This is a genomic window from Pokkaliibacter sp. MBI-7 (genome assembly GCF_029846635.1).
Taxonomy (GTDB): domain Bacteria; phylum Pseudomonadota; class Gammaproteobacteria; order Pseudomonadales; family Balneatricaceae; genus Pokkaliibacter.
The window spans coordinates 3536857-3552695 of record NZ_JARVTG010000001.1; the positions used below are offsets into that span (position 1 = coordinate 3536857).

Sequence of the window (15839 nt, forward strand, 5' to 3'; positions counted from 1 at the left end):
GGCAACGTCCCCGGCATGGACAACCGCTACGAGTGGAACGATGCCCGCGGAGAAGTGACCGTCCACTTCAGCGACGGCAGCCAGCAGGTCTATCAGCATGACCGCCACGCCAAACTGATCCGCCAGACCGACCCGGACGGCGCCACCGTCAGCAAAGACTACAACGACAACGGCGACCTGATCCGCGAAGTGGACGCCCTCGGCGCAGAAACCCACTACCACTACGACCTGAACGGCCAGCTGGACACCATCGCCTACCCCGATGGCAGCCTCACCCACTACGACTACTGGCGTGGCCAGCTGCGCAGCGTCCGCCGCGGCGAACAGACCTGGCGCTACCTGCGCAACGAACAGGGCGACCTCACCGAAAAAACCGACCCGGCCGGGCGCACCACCCGCTACCACTACACCGAACAGGGCCAGCTCAGCCGCATCGACCTGCCTGACGGTGGCCGCCACCTGTTCAGCTGGAACCGCTTTGGCCAGCTGGTGGACGAGACCTTACCCGACGGCGGCCAGCGCACCTACCGCTACGATGCCCGGGGCCGCCAGGTGCTGCGGCAGGACGAACGCGGCGCCATCACCCGCTACGCCTACGACAAACTCAACCGCCTGACGCGCCTGACCCTGCCCGGCGGCGCCTGCCGCCAGTACGAATACACCGCCTATGGCAAAGTCCGCCGCTACACGGACGAACAGGGCCGCACCACCGACTACGACTACGCCCAGCCGCTGCACCTCGTCACCGCCCAGCGCAACCCCGACGGCAGCACCCTGCGCTTTCGCTACGACGACCGTCGCCTGCAGCTGACCGACATCGAAAACGAAAACGGCGACCACTACCGCCTGAGCTACCACCCCAGCGGGCTGGTCAAAGAAGAAACCGACTTCGGCGGGCGCACCACCCGCTACGCCTACGACCTCAATGGCCGCCTGACCGAAAAAACCGACATCGCGGCCTCGCCACACAACACCGACGCCGCCCCCGTTACCCTCACCACCCGCTTCACACGCGACGTGATGGGCCGCCTGACCGAAAAAATCCTGCCCGATGGCCAGCGCATCCGCTACCACTACGACCCCAACGGCCAGCTGCGGCAGGTCGATGACGGCCACTGGCCGCTGTACTTCGAGTACGACGCGCAGGGCCGCCTGATCGCCGAACACCAGCAGCGCCACACCCTGCGCTACGGCTACGACGACCTCGGCCGCCTCAGCACCTTCAAACTGCCCGACGGCCACCGCCTGCACTACCACTACGGCCCCCACAGCCAGCTCAGCGGCATCGACCTCAACGACCAGCCCCTGACCCGCCATACCCACGAATACGGGCAAGAAGTCAGCCGCTGGCAGGGCGCCCTCACCAGCACCTGGCAGTACGACGAACAAGGCCGCCTGACCGAACAGCAACGCCATCGCACCGGCCAGCGTGGGCCTGTCCACCAGCGTCGCTACCAGTACAACGCCGTGGGCAACCTCATCACCCTCGACGACAGCGACAAAGGCACCCTGCATTACGACTACGACCCCCTCGACCGGCTCAAAGCCGTGCGCGGCGCCCTCGAAGAACAGTTCCACCACGACCCGGCGGGCAACCTGCTCAACCAGCGCGACCCCACCGACTCCGACGCCAGCCCCTACGGCCACAGCGCCCCCGGCAACCGCCTCACCGTACAGGGCGACCGCCGCTTCGAATACGACGGCTTTGGCAACCTCATCACCGAATACCGCGGCGCCGGGCACCGCCTCGTCACCCGCTACCAATACGACAGCCAGCACCGGCTGAGCCAGGTCACCCTGCCCAACCTCAGCACCGTGCGCTACCGCTACGACGCCTTTGGCCGGCGCATCAGCAAAGACATTGGCGGCTACCTCACCACCTTCGTCTGGCAGGCCAACCGGCTGATCGCCGAAACCGACGACTTCAGCCACTACCGCAGCTACCTCTACGAACCGGGCACCTACCGCCCGCTGGCCCAGCTCGAAGGGGAGGGCAACCTCGCGCAGGTGTACTACTACCACCTCGACCACCTCGGCACCCCGCAGGAAATGACGGCGGCCAACGGCGAACGGGTGTGGTCGGTGCAATACAAAGCCTACGGCCACGTCAAACGCACCCTGATCGAAAAAGTCGATACCAACCTGCGGTTTCAGGGGCAGTACTACGACGGCGAAACGGGGCTACACTACAACCGCCACCGCTACTACCACCCCGGCAGCGGCCACTACCTGACCCCGGACCCGATCAAACTGGCCGGTGGGCTGAACCACTACCAGTACGTGCCGAACCCGGTGAACTGGGTGGACCCGTTGGGGTTAAAGACGGGCAAAGCGGTGCCTGATACCTGCCCCCGCTACTCCGATAAACAAAAGGCCATCATTGATGAGCTGAGGGCGAAGTATCCTGATGCAGACCCGGTACTGCCGGATGCACAGGGCAATATCAATCATCAGCACAATGCGGGAGAACGGACACCGAATTTCCAGAACTGGCATAACGACGGCGGTGTGGTGCTGTATGACGCCAAGACCGATCAGTATATTTATGCCACCGATATGAAGACCTCGACCTACGGCCAGAAAACAGTCGATGTGGTCTATTCCCCGGCGGCGGATGGCAATCACTATCCTGACTTTAGCCCTTATTCGTATGATGAGGCGGAATTGCCGAATGGTGTGGCGGTGCCAAAAAATAGAGAGGCGGACTACGGCGACTTCTATGAGGCATTAGATAGAAAGCATGGTGAAGTGGGATACAGTGAGCGGGTCTATGGCGTAAAAAGAAAGAAAGATGGCAGCTATCCGAGATCGAGAGGTAATAACCCAAAGACGAAAGGTGAAGACAAAACAGCGGCTTACACTCCACATCATCATGAGAATGCAAAGCTCATGTTAATGGTAGATAGGCTAATTCACGATAAATTCAAACATAAGGGAGGCGTTTCCAATGCCAATGAATAGTATTGTGTATTTTTTGAAATGCGAAGACATGATTGTAGATAATCGACAGATCTTGTTGGCAGAGGATCGGATGAGAATTCCATTTCCTCCTATGTTTAAAAAATTTCTAGTTGAGTGGGGAGGGTATGAAGTTAAATTTTATGATGAGGATGAAGATGTTAGATGTGGCATTCTATTTGATGAGATAAAACCTGGTCGTGGATATATCATTCCTGATTGCTCTCATACATTCGAGGGAATGATGGGAACATTTGGAGATAGTTGCTTGCCAAGGAATTGTTTATGTTTTGAACATCATGCTCTTCAAGGTGATATTTTTATTGATCTTACAACAGAAAATATCTGGTTCTTAGAAACGGATATATATGGAAAAGATATGGATGATTATTATCGTGACTTCCTAAGTTATGAGGAAGCATGTGATGCATTTGATCCAAAAAATGGCGTCGTTCCAACCTACTTTACAAAAATAGCCGACAATATATTTGATATGCTTGATGAGAAAAGGTTTGTGGTAATTCCTGATAATGTTCCGGGCTGAACGAGGGCTGTATTGTATGGAAAATTATAACTACGCTGACTTCTATGAGCTGATTGATAAGAATAAAGGGGAGCCGGGATATTGTGCGCGTGTTTACGGTGCGCCCATCAATCCTGATGGCTCTTATTCAAGAGAAGAAGGGAATACGCCTCAAAAACGGGATGAAAACGGTGAACTGCTGTTTGCGCTTCATTATGATCCACGCACTAATAAAATCATGGTTGTAGACGGCTTTGTTGCACAAATCATGTTGAGTCCCATGCTGTAGAATGACGGCATGAATAAACCGGCCTCACCTCAGTACAAGACCATCAATTGGAAGTCCTACAACGCCGCGCTCAAAGCGCGTGGATCGCTGATGATCTGGCTCGACCGTGACATGAACTGGTACGGTTCTGCGTGCGGGAAGCGAGGACGTACGCCCACCTTCAGCGATGCAGCCATTCAGTTCTGCCTGACCATTAAATGCCTCTACAACCTGGCCCTGCGCCAGGCGGTGGGCATGGTACAAAGCCTGCTTAAACTGGCAGGGCTGGATTGGCCAACCCCCGACTACAGCACCGTCTGTCGGCGCCAGAAGTCGCTGCAGGTCGTGATTCCTTGCTGCCCAGCCACGACCGGACTGCATCTGTTGATCGACAGCACCGGTATCAAGATGCTGGGCGAAGGGGAATGGAAAACCAAAAAGCACGGTGCGGACTACCGCCGCCAATGGCGCAAGGTGCATCTGGGCATCGATGCGCACACGCTGGAAATCCGGGCTATTGAGGTGACCGACAATGCGGTGGGGGACGCACCGATGCTGCCCGGGTTGCTGAGTCAGATACCGGTGGAGGAGAAGATAGCGTCTGTCAGTGGAGATGGTGCCTACGACACGCGAGGCTGTCATGAGGCGATAGCCCGGCGAGAGGCAGAGGCGGTGATACCCACCCGCCAGAATGCGAAGCCGTGGAAGGAAAATCGCCCGGGGGCCTCTGCCAGGAATGAGATTCTGCGGGCCACCCGCCGGCTGGGCCGGACGCTCTGGAAGAAGTGGAGCGGTTATCATCGGCGTAGTCTGGTGGAAACCAAAATGCACTGTTTCAAGCGGCTGGGTGAACGCGTGATGGCAAGGGATTTTGACCGGCAGGTCGCCGAGCTTCAGGTGCGGGCGGCAATATTGAATCGCTTTACGCGGCTCGGGACACCGATGACGGTGCGCATACCATAAGATCATCTGGGGTAAGGGGTCTTATATGCTGACATCTATTTATGCAACAAAGCCGTTGTAGACTATAAAGTTTACAGTGCCTTTTATGCAGGCCACTCTATGTAGTGGCCTAGCTGTACGAGATAAATAGGATAAGGAGGTCACTATTTGAATTCGCTACCCTCATCAACCCTTTCGCTGATACAAGACTTTAATACCGAAGTCCGCCGGTTACGCAATGCAGAACAATACCGCCATCTGCATTGCTCTGGCAGCAGTGATCTGTATAGCAGCAAACTGGCGGCGAAAAATATTCGCGCCACCCTGAAGCATACCTTTCCGGCGGTAAAGTTTTCCGTGCGTATGGACGGCTTTATTGCGGTAAACGTCAGCTGGGACAACGGGCCGGGGTTGGATGACGTGGAAGGGTGTCTTGAACCTTTCAGAATGCGCGCCGAACACGGTAATAAACCCAATCCGTGGCACAGCGTATTTGGCTGGGTGAAGACGATTGCGCTGTGTCGAGGGGAGTGACTGGCCTGACGCGGCTATGCCAGAGGGGATAGGAATAAGTGCGACCGCCTTCTGCACTGATTCCTTTCTCTTCTGCTACGACTGATTCAACAGTACCGATAACGAACGTGATTCCCGCTTAAGCTGATCGGCAATCGCCATTAACAGATTCAAGGCGTTATCGCCGGTAATGGTGTGCTCATCAATGCCGAGCTGAATGCCTTTGGCGGCGGTTTCCAGCGCATCAATATAGCGGCAAACCCTGCGGCAGGACGAACGCGGCGCCATCACCCGCTACGCCTACGACCTCAATGGCCGCCTGATCGCCGAACACCAGCAGCGCCACACCCTGCGCTACGGCTACGACCACCTCGGCCGCCTCAGCACCTTCAAACTGCCCGACGGCCACCGCCTGCACTACCACTACGGCCCCCACAGCCAGCTCAGCGGCATCGACCTCAACGATAAACCCCTGACCCGCCATACCCACGAATACGGGCAAGAAGTCAGCCGCTGGCAGGGCGCCCTCACCAGCACCTGGCAGTACGACGAACAAGGCCGCCTGACCGAACAGCAACGCCATCGCACCGGCCAGCGCGGGCCTGTCCACCAGCGGCGCTACCAGTACAACGCCGTGGGCAACCTCATCACCCTCGACGACAGCGACAAAGGCACCCTGCATTACGACTACGACCCCCTCGACCGGCTCAAAACCGTGCGCGGCGCCCTCGAAGAACAGTTCCACCACGACCCGGCGGGCAACCTGCTCAACCAGCGCGACCCCACCGACCCCGACGCCAGCCCCTACGGCCACAGCGCCCCCGGCAACCGCCTCACCGTACAGGGCGACCGCCGCTTCGAATACGACGGCTTTGGCAACCTCATCACCGAATACCGCGGCGCCGGGCACCGCCTCGTCACCCGCTACCAGTACGACAGCCAGCACCGGCTGAGCCAGGTCACCCTGCCCAACCTCAGCACCGTGCGCTACCGCTACGACGCCTTTGGCCGGCGCATCAGCAAAGACATCGGCGGCTACCTCACCACCTTCGTCTGGCAGGCCAACCGGCTGATCGCCGAAACCGACGACTTCAGCCACTACCGCAGCTACCTCTACGAACCGGGCACCTACCGCCCGCTGGCCCAGCTCGAAGGGGAGGGCAACCTCGCGCAGGTGTACTACTACCACCTCGACCACCTCGGCACCCCGCAGGAAATGACGGCGGCCAACGGCGAACGGGTGTGGTCGGTGCAATACAAAGCCTACGGCCACGTCAAACGCACCCTGATCGAAAAAGTCGATACCAACCTGCGCTTTCAGGGGCAGTACTACGACGGCGAAACAGGGCTACACTACAACCGCCACCGCTACTACCACCCCGGCAGCGGCCACTACCTGACGCCCGACCCGATCAAACTGGCCGGCGGGCTGAACCACTACCAGTACGTGCCGAACCCGGTGAACTGGGTGGACCCGCTGGGGTTGGCCTGTACCGGGTGTGATGTGCCGGGACAGAGAAAGAAGCAGAAGTCTAGAGACAATCGTGAATTTAACTCACGAGAAGAAGCTGAGGCAGCTATTTATCAAAAGGCAGGAATAGATATTGATACACCACCAGATGCTATATGGGAGGTGGGTAATGACATTAATAAAAGGGGGCAAACGGGCTATTTTTATTCAAATGATGTAGGAGCAATTGGTATATATAAACAATATGAAACATCCGAAGGATTCCGCGTGATAGTGGAGCATACAGGTGAAGAGTATCCGCATTTTCATTATGGTGTTCCCAAAGGGGACTCATCGAGAGATTCTGTAGACTTTGGCTGGGGTGGAGAGAATAGCAAAGATTTAGAGCGTTATTCTAACCCTGATAACCATCACTATTATTCAAGGCTCGTTCTTGATTTAAATCTTCGGGAGATACGTGGGTTACCGCCTTTGAGGAATAAATGAAATGAACTACAGTGATGAAGATATATTAGATATTTTAAATAATTTAAAAAAAAATCCTTCAGTAGTATTTTATGGAGAGATTGAGGATTGTTATGAAAATATTTTTTCATATTGGAAACCTACAATCGGAGGTGATAAAGGATTTGCCCAGATAATCTTGGGGGATAATTATCTTGCTGCTTTTGATGAAGCCTCAATGATGCTTTGGGATAAAATAAAGAAATTTGAAAATGGAAATGTACAACTAAAGATTTCAGTGAGCAGTCTAAAGAAATGGATAAGAGCTGATTTTCTCAAGGATATGAATATCATTGAGGCTTTTGAACTTTACGAAAGAGAGTCAGAGTTTATTGCTGTCGATGTGAAAAATAGATACTTTTTTGCAGTCCATACTGAATATCCTTCAGATAAAGAAGAACAGCTTTGGTTATATTTTTATGAGATTAAATAATTTATAGATGGTTTTTGAGGAGTGCTTACGGAAAACTATAAATTATTGTGTTGTTAGTATTCTTTTTTGTGTCTATTTTTTGACAAGATGTCTTTAATCGTAATCAAGGATATAAATATTTGAATTCGCTACCCTCATCAACCCTTTCGCTGATACAAGACTTCAATACTGAAGTCCGCCGGTTACGCAATGCAGAACAATACCGCCATCTGCATTGCTCTGGCAGCGGTGATCTGTATAGCAGCAAACTGGCGGCTAAAAATATTCGCGCCACCCTGAAGCATACCTTGCCAGCGGTGAAATTCTCCGTGCGTATGGACGGCTTTATTGCGGTGAATGTCAGCTGGGACAACGGGCCGGGGTTGGATGACGTGGAAGGGTGCATTGAGCCTTTCAGAATATGCGTCGAACACAACAACAAACCTGCCCCGTGGTACAGCATCTCTGGCAGGGTGAAACCATTGTACTGGTGCAGAAAGACCAGTGTTCTCTGGCGCCCCTGAACGCAGCATTGGCAAACTCCATGAATAAACAAAACAGGCCAGCAGGGTCACCCTGCTGGCCTGTTTTGTTGCTGATAAACGAGGTGCGGTTTATTGCGGATAGCTGGCGGCGGCGCGGGCTCTGATGCTGTCGAAGTCATCGCGAGTCAGTATCTCGCCGTCTTTATAGACCAGACGCAGATCTGACGGCTGATTGAGGAACTGCTCGATGCTGACCTGTACGGTGTGGCCGTTGATCAGATCCAGCACGCCGCGTTTGCTCTTCTTACCGCTGTCGGTGATGGGGTCTTTGTAGACTGCCCGCCACTCACCATCAACACAGACGGCACTGGCTTTCATGGCAAACCGCTGGGTATCACGGTCGACGCCCTGCAGCAGGGCGCCACCCATGCCGAAGGCGATATTATCGGTTGACCAGCGCTTGGCCATCATTTTGCGCAGGATGCGCTCGATGCTGTCGAGATTGACGCCATCTCCCTGAATGATCCGCACCTTGTTATTCAGCACCTTGTAGCCCTTGCTGTTCAGGCGGTAGCCAAAGCGTTTGCCAAGGCGTTTGAGCAGCACGGGGATCACCTTGACCGGATCACCGCTATCGGGGCGGATAACCACGATGCCATCACGTTCGCTGATATCCATACGCAATTCGTCACCCCAGATGGAGTCGACGGCGTTGTAAATGTCGTAGCTGTCGGATACACAGGCGACCGGCCCGGTGGGGAATTGACGCAGCAGATTGCGATAGGCCCCGGCTTCGTTGGCGCGGCCCCAGGCGGTAATGGTGCTGTGTTCACTGGCGGGGATACTGTAGCCGGCCATATCTGCCGCGTAGTAACGGCGGGCATAACGCAGGGCTGACAGGGTGTCGGTGCCCATAAAGTTCACCAGGTGCGCCATGCCACCGATACCTGCACTCTCTTCGGAGGAGGCACCACGGGCGCCGAAGTCATGCAGCTTGAACGGCAGCCCGTCCTGAGTGTCACAGGTTGCCTGCATAAAGCGGCCAATGGTCTGCTTGATGTGGTAGGACAGGGTGCTGACCGTAGTCGGGTACCAGATGCCGCGCAGTAACAGGGGTTCAAGGTGTCCGGGTAGCCAGAAGAACTCCGGCAGGGTGTTGACGATGCCCAGCAGGATATTGCGCGTGGGCAGAATGCTGCCTTCCGGTACAGCCTTGATGGCCAGTGGGAAATAGCCAAGTGCTATCAGTGCTTTCCAGCCCGATTCGTTGAACGGTTCGCCGTGTGCGGCGGCAATGGCACGGGCCTCCTCAAGGTCGTCCAGCGTCGGGAAGTGCTCATTGAGATCCATCAGCGCTTTCTGCAGACCGAAAAACAGCACGTCGTCAAACAGGCCGCCGCGGCTTTCGATGTAGCTGAAAATGTACTGGGTATTGCGTGGATACTGCAGGAAGTGGCTGAGTTTGTAGCTGTCGGTGTTGAGGATCAGATTCATTTTCATGATGTACGCTCCGTACACTGAAGTGTCATTGTCGGGCAGTGGCAGCTCCTGCCAATGCCCCGCGTTGGGTGCTGACTGATAATGCCCAGTTACAGCAACCCGGTAAAGCTGTTACAGCGACCCGGTAAAGAAGTCGATGATGTCGCCGTGGTCATCATAAAGCGCCATGGCGCGGGCTTTAGCCAGCGGTATCCATCTGGCATCCTGCGCATCATCCGAGCCTTTGACCTTGGGCAGGCGACCGTCGGCATCGGCGGCAATTTCGATCAGGAACGCCATGGTCACCCTCGGAATGCCCAGTGAGCGCCGCGGATCATCGAACATCTGCCGTGCCTTGATGGAGCCTGCCACCACGCGGGCCGGCACCTTGACCCGGGTTTCCTCGAACAGTTCACGCAGTGCCGCCTGCTCGAAGGTTTCATCGCGCTGGACAAAACCACCGGGCAAGGCCCAGCAGTCTTTGCCGGGGGCGTATTTGCGCTGCACCAGTAACACATGACCTTTGCACAGCAGGATGGTGTCAGCACAGAGAAACTTGAGGGTGTCGGGGTAGGGATAGCTGGCAAAGCGTGCCTGTTCTTCGCTGTAGTAGCGGTACTCGGCCAGCAGATTGGCAAAGTGGGGAGCATCATTGCCGAGCATGGTGTCTGCCACGTAAGTCGGCACCAGCGTGCGGTAATCAGCGAGTGACTGCAACGCGCTGGCGAACCAGCAGGTGCGGATGTCGGTGGCATCCACATTCACGATTTTCTCAACCGCCTCAAACCGCCATTGCGGGAAGGAGTGCAGGTAGTAGGAAGACGCATCCTTTTCGTAGCCAACCAACGTGATGTCAGCATCTTCTTCATCGTCCAGCAGGGCATGGATCTGGTAGAAGCATTCCACTTCCCACTTGGTGTCGTTGTACATGTAGTCGTTGATAGGGACCACAGACAGGCGATCAGCGGGGAAGCTGATGTTCTTTTTTACCGCCAGTTCGGTAAAGGCAGTACGAATCCAGTGCTCGCGTTCGCTGAAGGTAAAGGGATTCTTGATGGAGCGGCGGCGATTGGCAGAGCCGAGCAGGACAAAGACGCGATCAAAGCGATCCTGCAGGTAAGAGAAAACAGAGAGGTGTCCATTGTGCACGGGCTGAAAACGCCCGATAAAAATACCGACTTTCATGCCATAAGCCCCTTATGGATGGTGTGGTGTGTTATCAGGTTGGGAGCCCCTCCCGAACCTGATCACCAGTATGCGCAGCTGAGCGGAGATTGCAACCTCCAGAAAACTGTTCACGCTTTTGCGAGCTTACCTTCAGGCAATGAACAGTGCGCTGAGGAAGTGGAGCCCTCTGCCCTGAAGGCGTTTTTCTGAGGTTGTTGCACGCCTGACAGGGCGATGGAGATTGCCGATCAGCCCTGTTCGGGGGAGTAGACCTGCACGCTTTCCTGCTCATTGGCATCATTACGCGCCACCAGCGCCATGGCGGCTTCGGTGGTGCTGAGATTGACGGGCTGATGGGGAACGCCCGCCGGGATGAAGATAAAGTCGCCCTGATGATTGACCACGGATTTTTTCAGGTTTTCACCGTAGAAAGTTTCCACACTGCCCTTGAGCAGATAGATCGCTGTTTCATACCCCTTGTGATAGTGCGGCTCGGCTTTGGCGCCTGCCGGAATCACCACAATGTTCATGGAAATACCGCTGGAGCCCGCCGTGGCTTCGGAGATGCCGACAAAGTTGGGCAGGCGCTGAATAGTATCGATGGTTTCCTGTGGCCTGACGGTAATGATGTCTTTTTCGAGATCCATGACGTTCCTCCTCGGTTCTGAATGGGCGTTACAGGCTGGTAAGACGCGTTATTGACGCTGTCTCCGACGGCGCCAGCCGATTCTCACCACCTGCTAACCTTGCTGCAACAGCTGCTCGTACTGCAATGCCTCGACAGGTCGACTGATCAGATAGCCCTGCGCCAGATCGCAGCCGCACTCCCTGAGTAGCTGCATATGGCCCTGGGTTTCCACCCCTTCGGCGATGGCCTGCATTTTCAGCTCATGGGCCATGTTGGTGATCATGCGAACGATAGCCCGGTCTTTCTCGCTGTTGGCTGATGCCACAATGAAGGAGCGGTCGATTTTTAGCCAGTCGATTTCAAAGCGGCTGAGGGTAGCCAGACTGGAATAACCGGTGCCGAAGTCATCAATGGCGACCGAGCTGCCCAGCGCCTTGATATCGCTGATGACCTCCCGTATTGCGATGCTGTCCTCCAGCAGGGTGGACTCGGTCAGCTCAATCTCGATTTGCGCCGGTGAGATACCGGCTTCACGGGTACAGCGTTGCAGCAGTTCCGGTACGTCAGTGCGGTAAATCTGTATGCCCGAGACATTCACCGCAATCCGCGAGGCCAGGCCCATGTCCCGCCAGCGGCGAGCCTGTTCGCAGGCCTGTCGCAGCACCCATTCACCGAGCGGCACAATAAGGCCGGTTTCCTCTGCCAGTGGGATAAAGTCCAGCGGGCTGATCATGCGGCCATCGGCACGAGGCCAGCGCAACAGTGCCTCACAACCGACAATATGCTGCTCACGGATAGCCAGTTGGGGCTGGTAATAGAGGCGAAAGCTTTGCTCCGTCAGTGCCTGACGCAGTTCATTGATCAGGGTGTGGCGGCGTATGGCTTCGTCGTTCATCTCCTGACGGAAGAAGCTGTAGCAGCTGCGTCCCTTTTCCTTGGAGTGGTACATCGCGGTATCGGCTTTCTGCAGCAGGACATCAAAGTCTTCCCCGTCGGCGGGGGCAATGACGATACCTATCGACACAGAGGTGGGAATCGAATGCTGTTGCACCCGCAGGGGGGTGGTGAAGGCGGTGAGAATGCGCTGCGTGCGCATGGCAACATCAGCCGCACTGTCGATGTCCGGCATCAGGATGATGAACTCATCGCCGCCCTGACGGCTGATGGTGTCGTTTTCACTGAGACAGTTACGCAGCAGATGGACACAGGCAATCAGCAGGTCATCGCCGACCTTGTGGCCGAGGGAGTCGTTGACGTGCTTGAAGTTATCCAGATCGAGCAGCAGGAAAGCGGCCGAGCGGCCCATGCGTCTGGCCTGATCCAGCGCATAGTCAAAGCGATCACGCAGCAGCAGGCGATTGGGCAGGCTGGTCAGCACATCATGGTTGGCGAGGAACTGGATTTTTTCCTCGGCCGCCTTACGGTCGGAAATGTCCTGAAAGGAGCCGATGTAGTTGACGACCTTGCCGTACTCATCCAGCACCGTGGAGATCGACAGCCACTTGGGATAGCAATCACCATTCTTGCGCCGGTCGATCACCTCACCCGACCAGCGGCCGCTGGCGCGCAGATCGTGCCACATTCCCCGGTAGAAACGGGATGGATGATGCCCTGATTTCAGCAGCGAGGGCGTGCGGCCAATGACTTCGTGTGCACTGTACCCGGTGGTATCACAGAAGGCCTGATTGACCTCCAGAATGACCGCGTTGTGATCGGTCACCATGATGGCATCGGAGCTGTGCTCGAACACCGTATGAGCGAGCTTGAGCTGGGCTTCCTGCTCGCGCCTCAGGGTAATGTCGCAGACTACCCAGATGGAATCCTCCAGCGGTGCGTGGCGGTCAAGAGGGCAACCGGTAACCTGACACCAGATCGGCCTGCCGTCTCGGTGCCTGAACTGGAACTCCGCATCGACGTAGCCGGTCTTTTCCAGTGTCCGGTAGATCAGCTGCCGGCTGGCCTCCCAGTCTTCCGCGCTGGGGAACAGTACCGAGGTGTTCTGACCGATGATGTCACTGGCGCTCGGCCAGCCAAAGATGCTGGCCAGATGCTGATTACAGTTGACGATGGTGCGGTTGCGCATGTGCGCAATACCGACGTAGGCATTCTCGAAAATTGCCTGCAGCTCATCCACTAGCTGGCGGATACGCAGCTCCTGCAGGTGCCGCGTGGTGATGTCGGACAGCGTCATCAGCCGTCCGCCGCCGGGCAGTTCACTCTCATGCACGCTCAGAATACGTCCGCTACTGAGGTGAATCTGCTGTGGCTGGTTGAGCTGGTCGATGCGGTACTGACCTTCCATCGCCTGCAGGATGAGGTCGCGGGTCATGGATGTTGAAGGTGATGCGGGCAGGGGCAGCACTGCAGCCAGCCGGTCATTCCAGTGCTGGAAGTAGTTTTCCTCATCAAAGGTAACGACACCTTCCTCAAGGTTATCCAGCGTAATCTGCAACCGCTCGGCCTGTCGGGCCCGTTCCTGCTCCCGGCGCCGCGCTTCTCCCCGCTTGATATCGCTGATATCGGCATAGTTGCCGACCACGCCGCCATCCGAAGTCGGATGTTCGGAAATACGCAGCCAGACGGCATCGGCAAGATTGACCTCCACCGTGCTGGGCAACCCATTACGGGCCTGCTGATGATTGTGCTGCCACTGCTGCAGCCAGGCCGCTGCGCCGAGCTGTTGCTCCATCTCATGCAGCCACTGACTGAAAGGCTGCCCGGTGGCAATGGCCTTCACCTGCAGCAGTTGCGCCCAGTAGGTCTGGAATTGCGGGTTGACCATCACCAGCACATCGTTCTCATCGCACAGGGCAAAGCCGTCTGCACTGCAGGCGATGGATTCGGTTAGTCGGGTACGGGCCATGTCGGCATCCTGACGCTGCTGCGCCAGTTCTGCATTGCTGTCCTGCAGTGCGTGCAGGGCTTCATCCAGCGCCTGAGTACGCTGTTGTACCAGATCGCCCAGTAGCACCGTGGACTGGAAAAAACTGTAATCCGAGCCCTGCTGATCGAGGCCCTGTTCCACCCGATCCATCAGCACTCGAATGATCTTGTCACGGCGATGCAGTTCGGCCTGCAGGTCTTTATCAACGGCAGCAACGCGGGCCTTGAGCCCGGGATGATTAAGCATGTTCTTTCCTCCACGCCGAACAGACATGGGCTTAGCGGCCAAAGGCGACGCCGGTCAGCGTCTGGTTGATGTGGATGCCGAAGTGCAGCTCGCCAAAGGAAGAAAAGCCAATGACGTTATGGCGTTGCAGCGTGGCGGAAATCGGCGCCCGCAGCCCTTTCTGACGAAACTCCAGATTGCGCAGAATGCAGTCAAAGGCGAGTACACACTGCACCTTGCCAATCTCTGCCTCGGTCGCATCCAGAGCTTCTCTGAGATTGGTCAGCGCATTCAGCCCGCGGGCCATGGTCAGGACGATGCCTTCATCAATGGCACAGTAAAAACGCAGGCTGTGATCGGCATTGACCTGCTGAATGGAGCGCACATATTCGTGGCCGCCAATACGCACCACGACCGGGAATGCCGCAAATGCCTGCGGGCTGAGCTGACTGACCTGCAGCCCGGCAATACGGGCGTACTCCAGCGCGGCGGGATAGCCGTTGATTTCGGTGACGATGCGTTCGCAGGGGCGTGCCTCGGTGACGACCATGCGCTCTCCTGCGCGCTCGAAATGCTGAGTCTTGATGATGTGGAAGGGCAGGTCAGTACTCAGAATGACCAGTACAGCAGCGTCGCTGCCGCTGAAGTCATTACAGAACACCTGGGTGCGCTCAAAACGCAGGGAGTCCCCGGCCGAGCCACCAATCACCGGTATATCGCCAAGCAGCAGTTGAATTGCCCGCCCCAGTGGCTCTTCACGCATCGACAGACCGTCGACCAGCAGCAGCGCCAGACGGTGCTGATGTTCCCGCTGGCGCTGCTGCCAGCTGGCCACCTGTTGCAGGGCTTCCACCTTCTGCTGGCAGCGGGCGCTGTCAAACTGCGCCAGATCGGTGATGGTGGTGCAGCTGGCGGTGAAGTGGCTCAGAGGAAAGCCCAGCGCGACCACCGAGTCGTCCTGATAGCCCTCCACCCCGATCTCTCCGGCCGTGGTACAGCCAACGACTTGCGTGGGGGCAGAGAAATGCTGGCGCAGGGCGCGGGTCAGGGCGGCCATGTCATGGCTGGCGGCACAGAACACTATTACCAGCGCCAGAGGTACATCAGCAATCTGCTGACGTATCTCATCGGCAGCCTGCTGGCTGTCGGATGCGAAGGAGGTTGCTGTGCGAATGGAGTCCATCGTCTGCTCCTGTGCCACTGGTCACATTTTGAGCGGAAAAATAGCATGGAATGTGCAAAAGCGGGGTCGAGCTACCCTGTTAAATATAGCCACTTCCCCGCCATTACGGAGCAGAGCAGCGCAGGTTGGCGGCAATTGGCAGTGCGGCTGTCGTGGTCAGTGCAATGCAGTGAGGCGCGGTAGCGGGGCGGAGGGGC

Annotated in this window: 15 protein-coding genes; 8 read left to right on the plus strand and 7 right to left on the minus strand. The window is 56.6% G+C overall.

Going from position 1 to position 15839, the window contains the following annotated elements:
* Positions 1-15 precede the first annotated feature (15 nt).
* The 5 genes from QCD60_RS15680 to QCD60_RS15700 all read left to right on the plus strand — a co-directional run bounded on the left by QCD60_RS15680 (position 16) and on the right by QCD60_RS15700 (position 5225).
* Positions 16-2961: an RHS repeat-associated core domain-containing protein gene (locus tag QCD60_RS15680; RefSeq protein WP_279786866.1), complete on the plus strand. Its 2946-nt coding sequence runs from the start codon at positions 16-18 to the stop codon at positions 2959-2961.
* On the plus strand, positions 2948-3502 hold the full coding sequence (locus QCD60_RS15685) for a hypothetical protein (protein WP_279786868.1): 555 nt from the start codon (positions 2948-2950) through the stop codon (positions 3500-3502). Before QCD60_RS15680 ends, QCD60_RS15685 begins: the two co-directional genes overlap by 14 nt.
* A gap of 16 nt (positions 3503-3518) precedes the next feature.
* Positions 3519-3770 carry a hypothetical protein gene (locus tag QCD60_RS15690; RefSeq protein WP_279786870.1) on the plus strand — a complete coding sequence of 84 codons (252 nt, stop codon included), beginning with the start codon at positions 3519-3521 and terminating at the stop codon, positions 3768-3770.
* Between the two features lie 9 nt (positions 3771-3779).
* A complete protein-coding gene (locus tag QCD60_RS15695) occupies positions 3780-4712 on the plus strand; it encodes an IS5 family transposase (protein ID WP_279781181.1) in 933 nt (310 codons plus the stop codon).
* Between the two features lie 147 nt (positions 4713-4859).
* Complete coding sequence (locus QCD60_RS15700; protein WP_279786873.1) at positions 4860-5225, plus strand: LPD29 domain-containing protein; 366 nt, start codon at positions 4860-4862, stop codon at positions 5223-5225.
* A 75-nt stretch (positions 5226-5300) separates the two neighbouring features.
* Here QCD60_RS15700 and QCD60_RS15705 read toward each other — a convergent pair whose 3' ends face one another.
* Together QCD60_RS15705 and QCD60_RS15710 are read right to left on the minus strand one after the other, a co-directional pair.
* Positions 5301-5495, minus strand: coding sequence for a hypothetical protein (locus QCD60_RS15705; protein ID WP_279786875.1), 195 nt, complete (start codon positions 5493-5495; stop codon positions 5301-5303).
* On the minus strand, positions 5449-6477 hold the full coding sequence (locus tag QCD60_RS15710) for a hypothetical protein (RefSeq protein WP_279786877.1): 1029 nt from the start codon (positions 6475-6477) through the stop codon (positions 5449-5451). The genes QCD60_RS15705 and QCD60_RS15710 overlap by 47 nt, the downstream gene beginning before the upstream one ends.
* Here QCD60_RS15710 and QCD60_RS15715 point away from each other — a divergent pair.
* The 3 genes from QCD60_RS15715 to QCD60_RS15725 all read left to right on the plus strand — a co-directional run bounded on the left by QCD60_RS15715 (position 6454) and on the right by QCD60_RS15725 (position 8115).
* Complete coding sequence (locus QCD60_RS15715) at positions 6454-7161, plus strand: RHS repeat-associated core domain-containing protein (RefSeq protein ID WP_279786879.1); 708 nt, start codon at positions 6454-6456, stop codon at positions 7159-7161. The two genes, QCD60_RS15710 and QCD60_RS15715, sit on opposite strands and share 24 nt — an antisense overlap.
* A gap of 1 nt (position 7162) precedes the next feature.
* Positions 7163-7612, plus strand: a complete 450-nt coding sequence (locus QCD60_RS15720; protein WP_279786881.1) for a hypothetical protein — start codon at positions 7163-7165, stop codon at positions 7610-7612.
* Between the two features lie 119 nt (positions 7613-7731).
* The gene (locus tag QCD60_RS15725) at positions 7732-8115 is read left to right on the plus strand and encodes an LPD29 domain-containing protein (RefSeq protein WP_279786883.1); all 384 of its coding nucleotides are present in this window, start codon (positions 7732-7734) and stop codon (positions 8113-8115) included.
* 90 nt (positions 8116-8205) lie between these two features.
* Here QCD60_RS15725 and QCD60_RS15730 read toward each other — a convergent pair whose 3' ends face one another.
* The 5 genes from QCD60_RS15730 to QCD60_RS15750 all read right to left on the minus strand — a co-directional run bounded on the left by QCD60_RS15730 (position 8206) and on the right by QCD60_RS15750 (position 15642).
* Positions 8206-9576: a nicotinate phosphoribosyltransferase gene (locus QCD60_RS15730; RefSeq protein ID WP_279786885.1), complete on the minus strand. Its 1371-nt coding sequence runs from the start codon at positions 9574-9576 to the stop codon at positions 8206-8208.
* Between the two features lie 111 nt (positions 9577-9687).
* Positions 9688-10740 carry an NUDIX domain-containing protein gene (locus QCD60_RS15735; protein WP_279786887.1) on the minus strand — a complete coding sequence of 351 codons (1053 nt, stop codon included), beginning with the start codon at positions 10738-10740 and terminating at the stop codon, positions 9688-9690.
* Between the two features lie 230 nt (positions 10741-10970).
* Positions 10971-11369 (minus strand): cupin domain-containing protein, encoded by a 399-nt coding sequence (locus QCD60_RS15740; protein ID WP_279786889.1) that lies wholly within the window; start codon positions 11367-11369, stop codon positions 10971-10973.
* A gap of 93 nt (positions 11370-11462) precedes the next feature.
* The gene (locus tag QCD60_RS15745) at positions 11463-14480 is read right to left on the minus strand and encodes an EAL domain-containing protein (protein ID WP_279786891.1); all 3018 of its coding nucleotides are present in this window, start codon (positions 14478-14480) and stop codon (positions 11463-11465) included.
* Between the two features lie 31 nt (positions 14481-14511).
* Entirely contained in the window at positions 14512-15642 is a 1131-nt protein-coding gene (locus QCD60_RS15750) for an FIST N-terminal domain-containing protein (RefSeq protein WP_279786894.1), read from the minus strand.
* Between the last annotated feature and the right edge of the window lie 197 nt (positions 15643-15839).

Bases quoted from the DNA above. Each gene is read 5' to 3' on its own strand.
- QCD60_RS15685 (WP_279786868.1), top strand. From the start codon at position 2,948: ATGCCAATGAATAGTATTGTGTATTTTTTGAAATGCGAAGACATGATT.
- QCD60_RS15680 (WP_279786866.1), top strand. From the start codon at position 16: ATGGACAACCGCTACGAGTGGAACGATGCCCGCGGAGAAGTGACCGTC.
- QCD60_RS15740 (WP_279786889.1), bottom strand. From the start codon at position 11,369: ATGGATCTCGAAAAAGACATCATTACCGTCAGGCCACAGGAAACCATC.
- QCD60_RS15730 (WP_279786885.1), bottom strand. From the start codon at position 9,576: ATGAAAATGAATCTGATCCTCAACACCGACAGCTACAAACTCAGCCAC.
- QCD60_RS15735 (WP_279786887.1), bottom strand. From the start codon at position 10,740: ATGAAAGTCGGTATTTTTATCGGGCGTTTTCAGCCCGTGCACAATGGA.
- QCD60_RS15745 (WP_279786891.1), bottom strand. From the start codon at position 14,480: ATGCTTAATCATCCCGGGCTCAAGGCCCGCGTTGCTGCCGTTGATAAA.
- QCD60_RS15690 (WP_279786870.1), top strand. From the start codon at position 3,519: ATGGAAAATTATAACTACGCTGACTTCTATGAGCTGATTGATAAGAAT.
- QCD60_RS15695 (WP_279781181.1), top strand. From the start codon at position 3,780: ATGAATAAACCGGCCTCACCTCAGTACAAGACCATCAATTGGAAGTCC.
- QCD60_RS15720 (WP_279786881.1), top strand. From the start codon at position 7,163: ATGAACTACAGTGATGAAGATATATTAGATATTTTAAATAATTTAAAA.
- QCD60_RS15750 (WP_279786894.1), bottom strand. From the start codon at position 15,642: ATGGACTCCATTCGCACAGCAACCTCCTTCGCATCCGACAGCCAGCAG.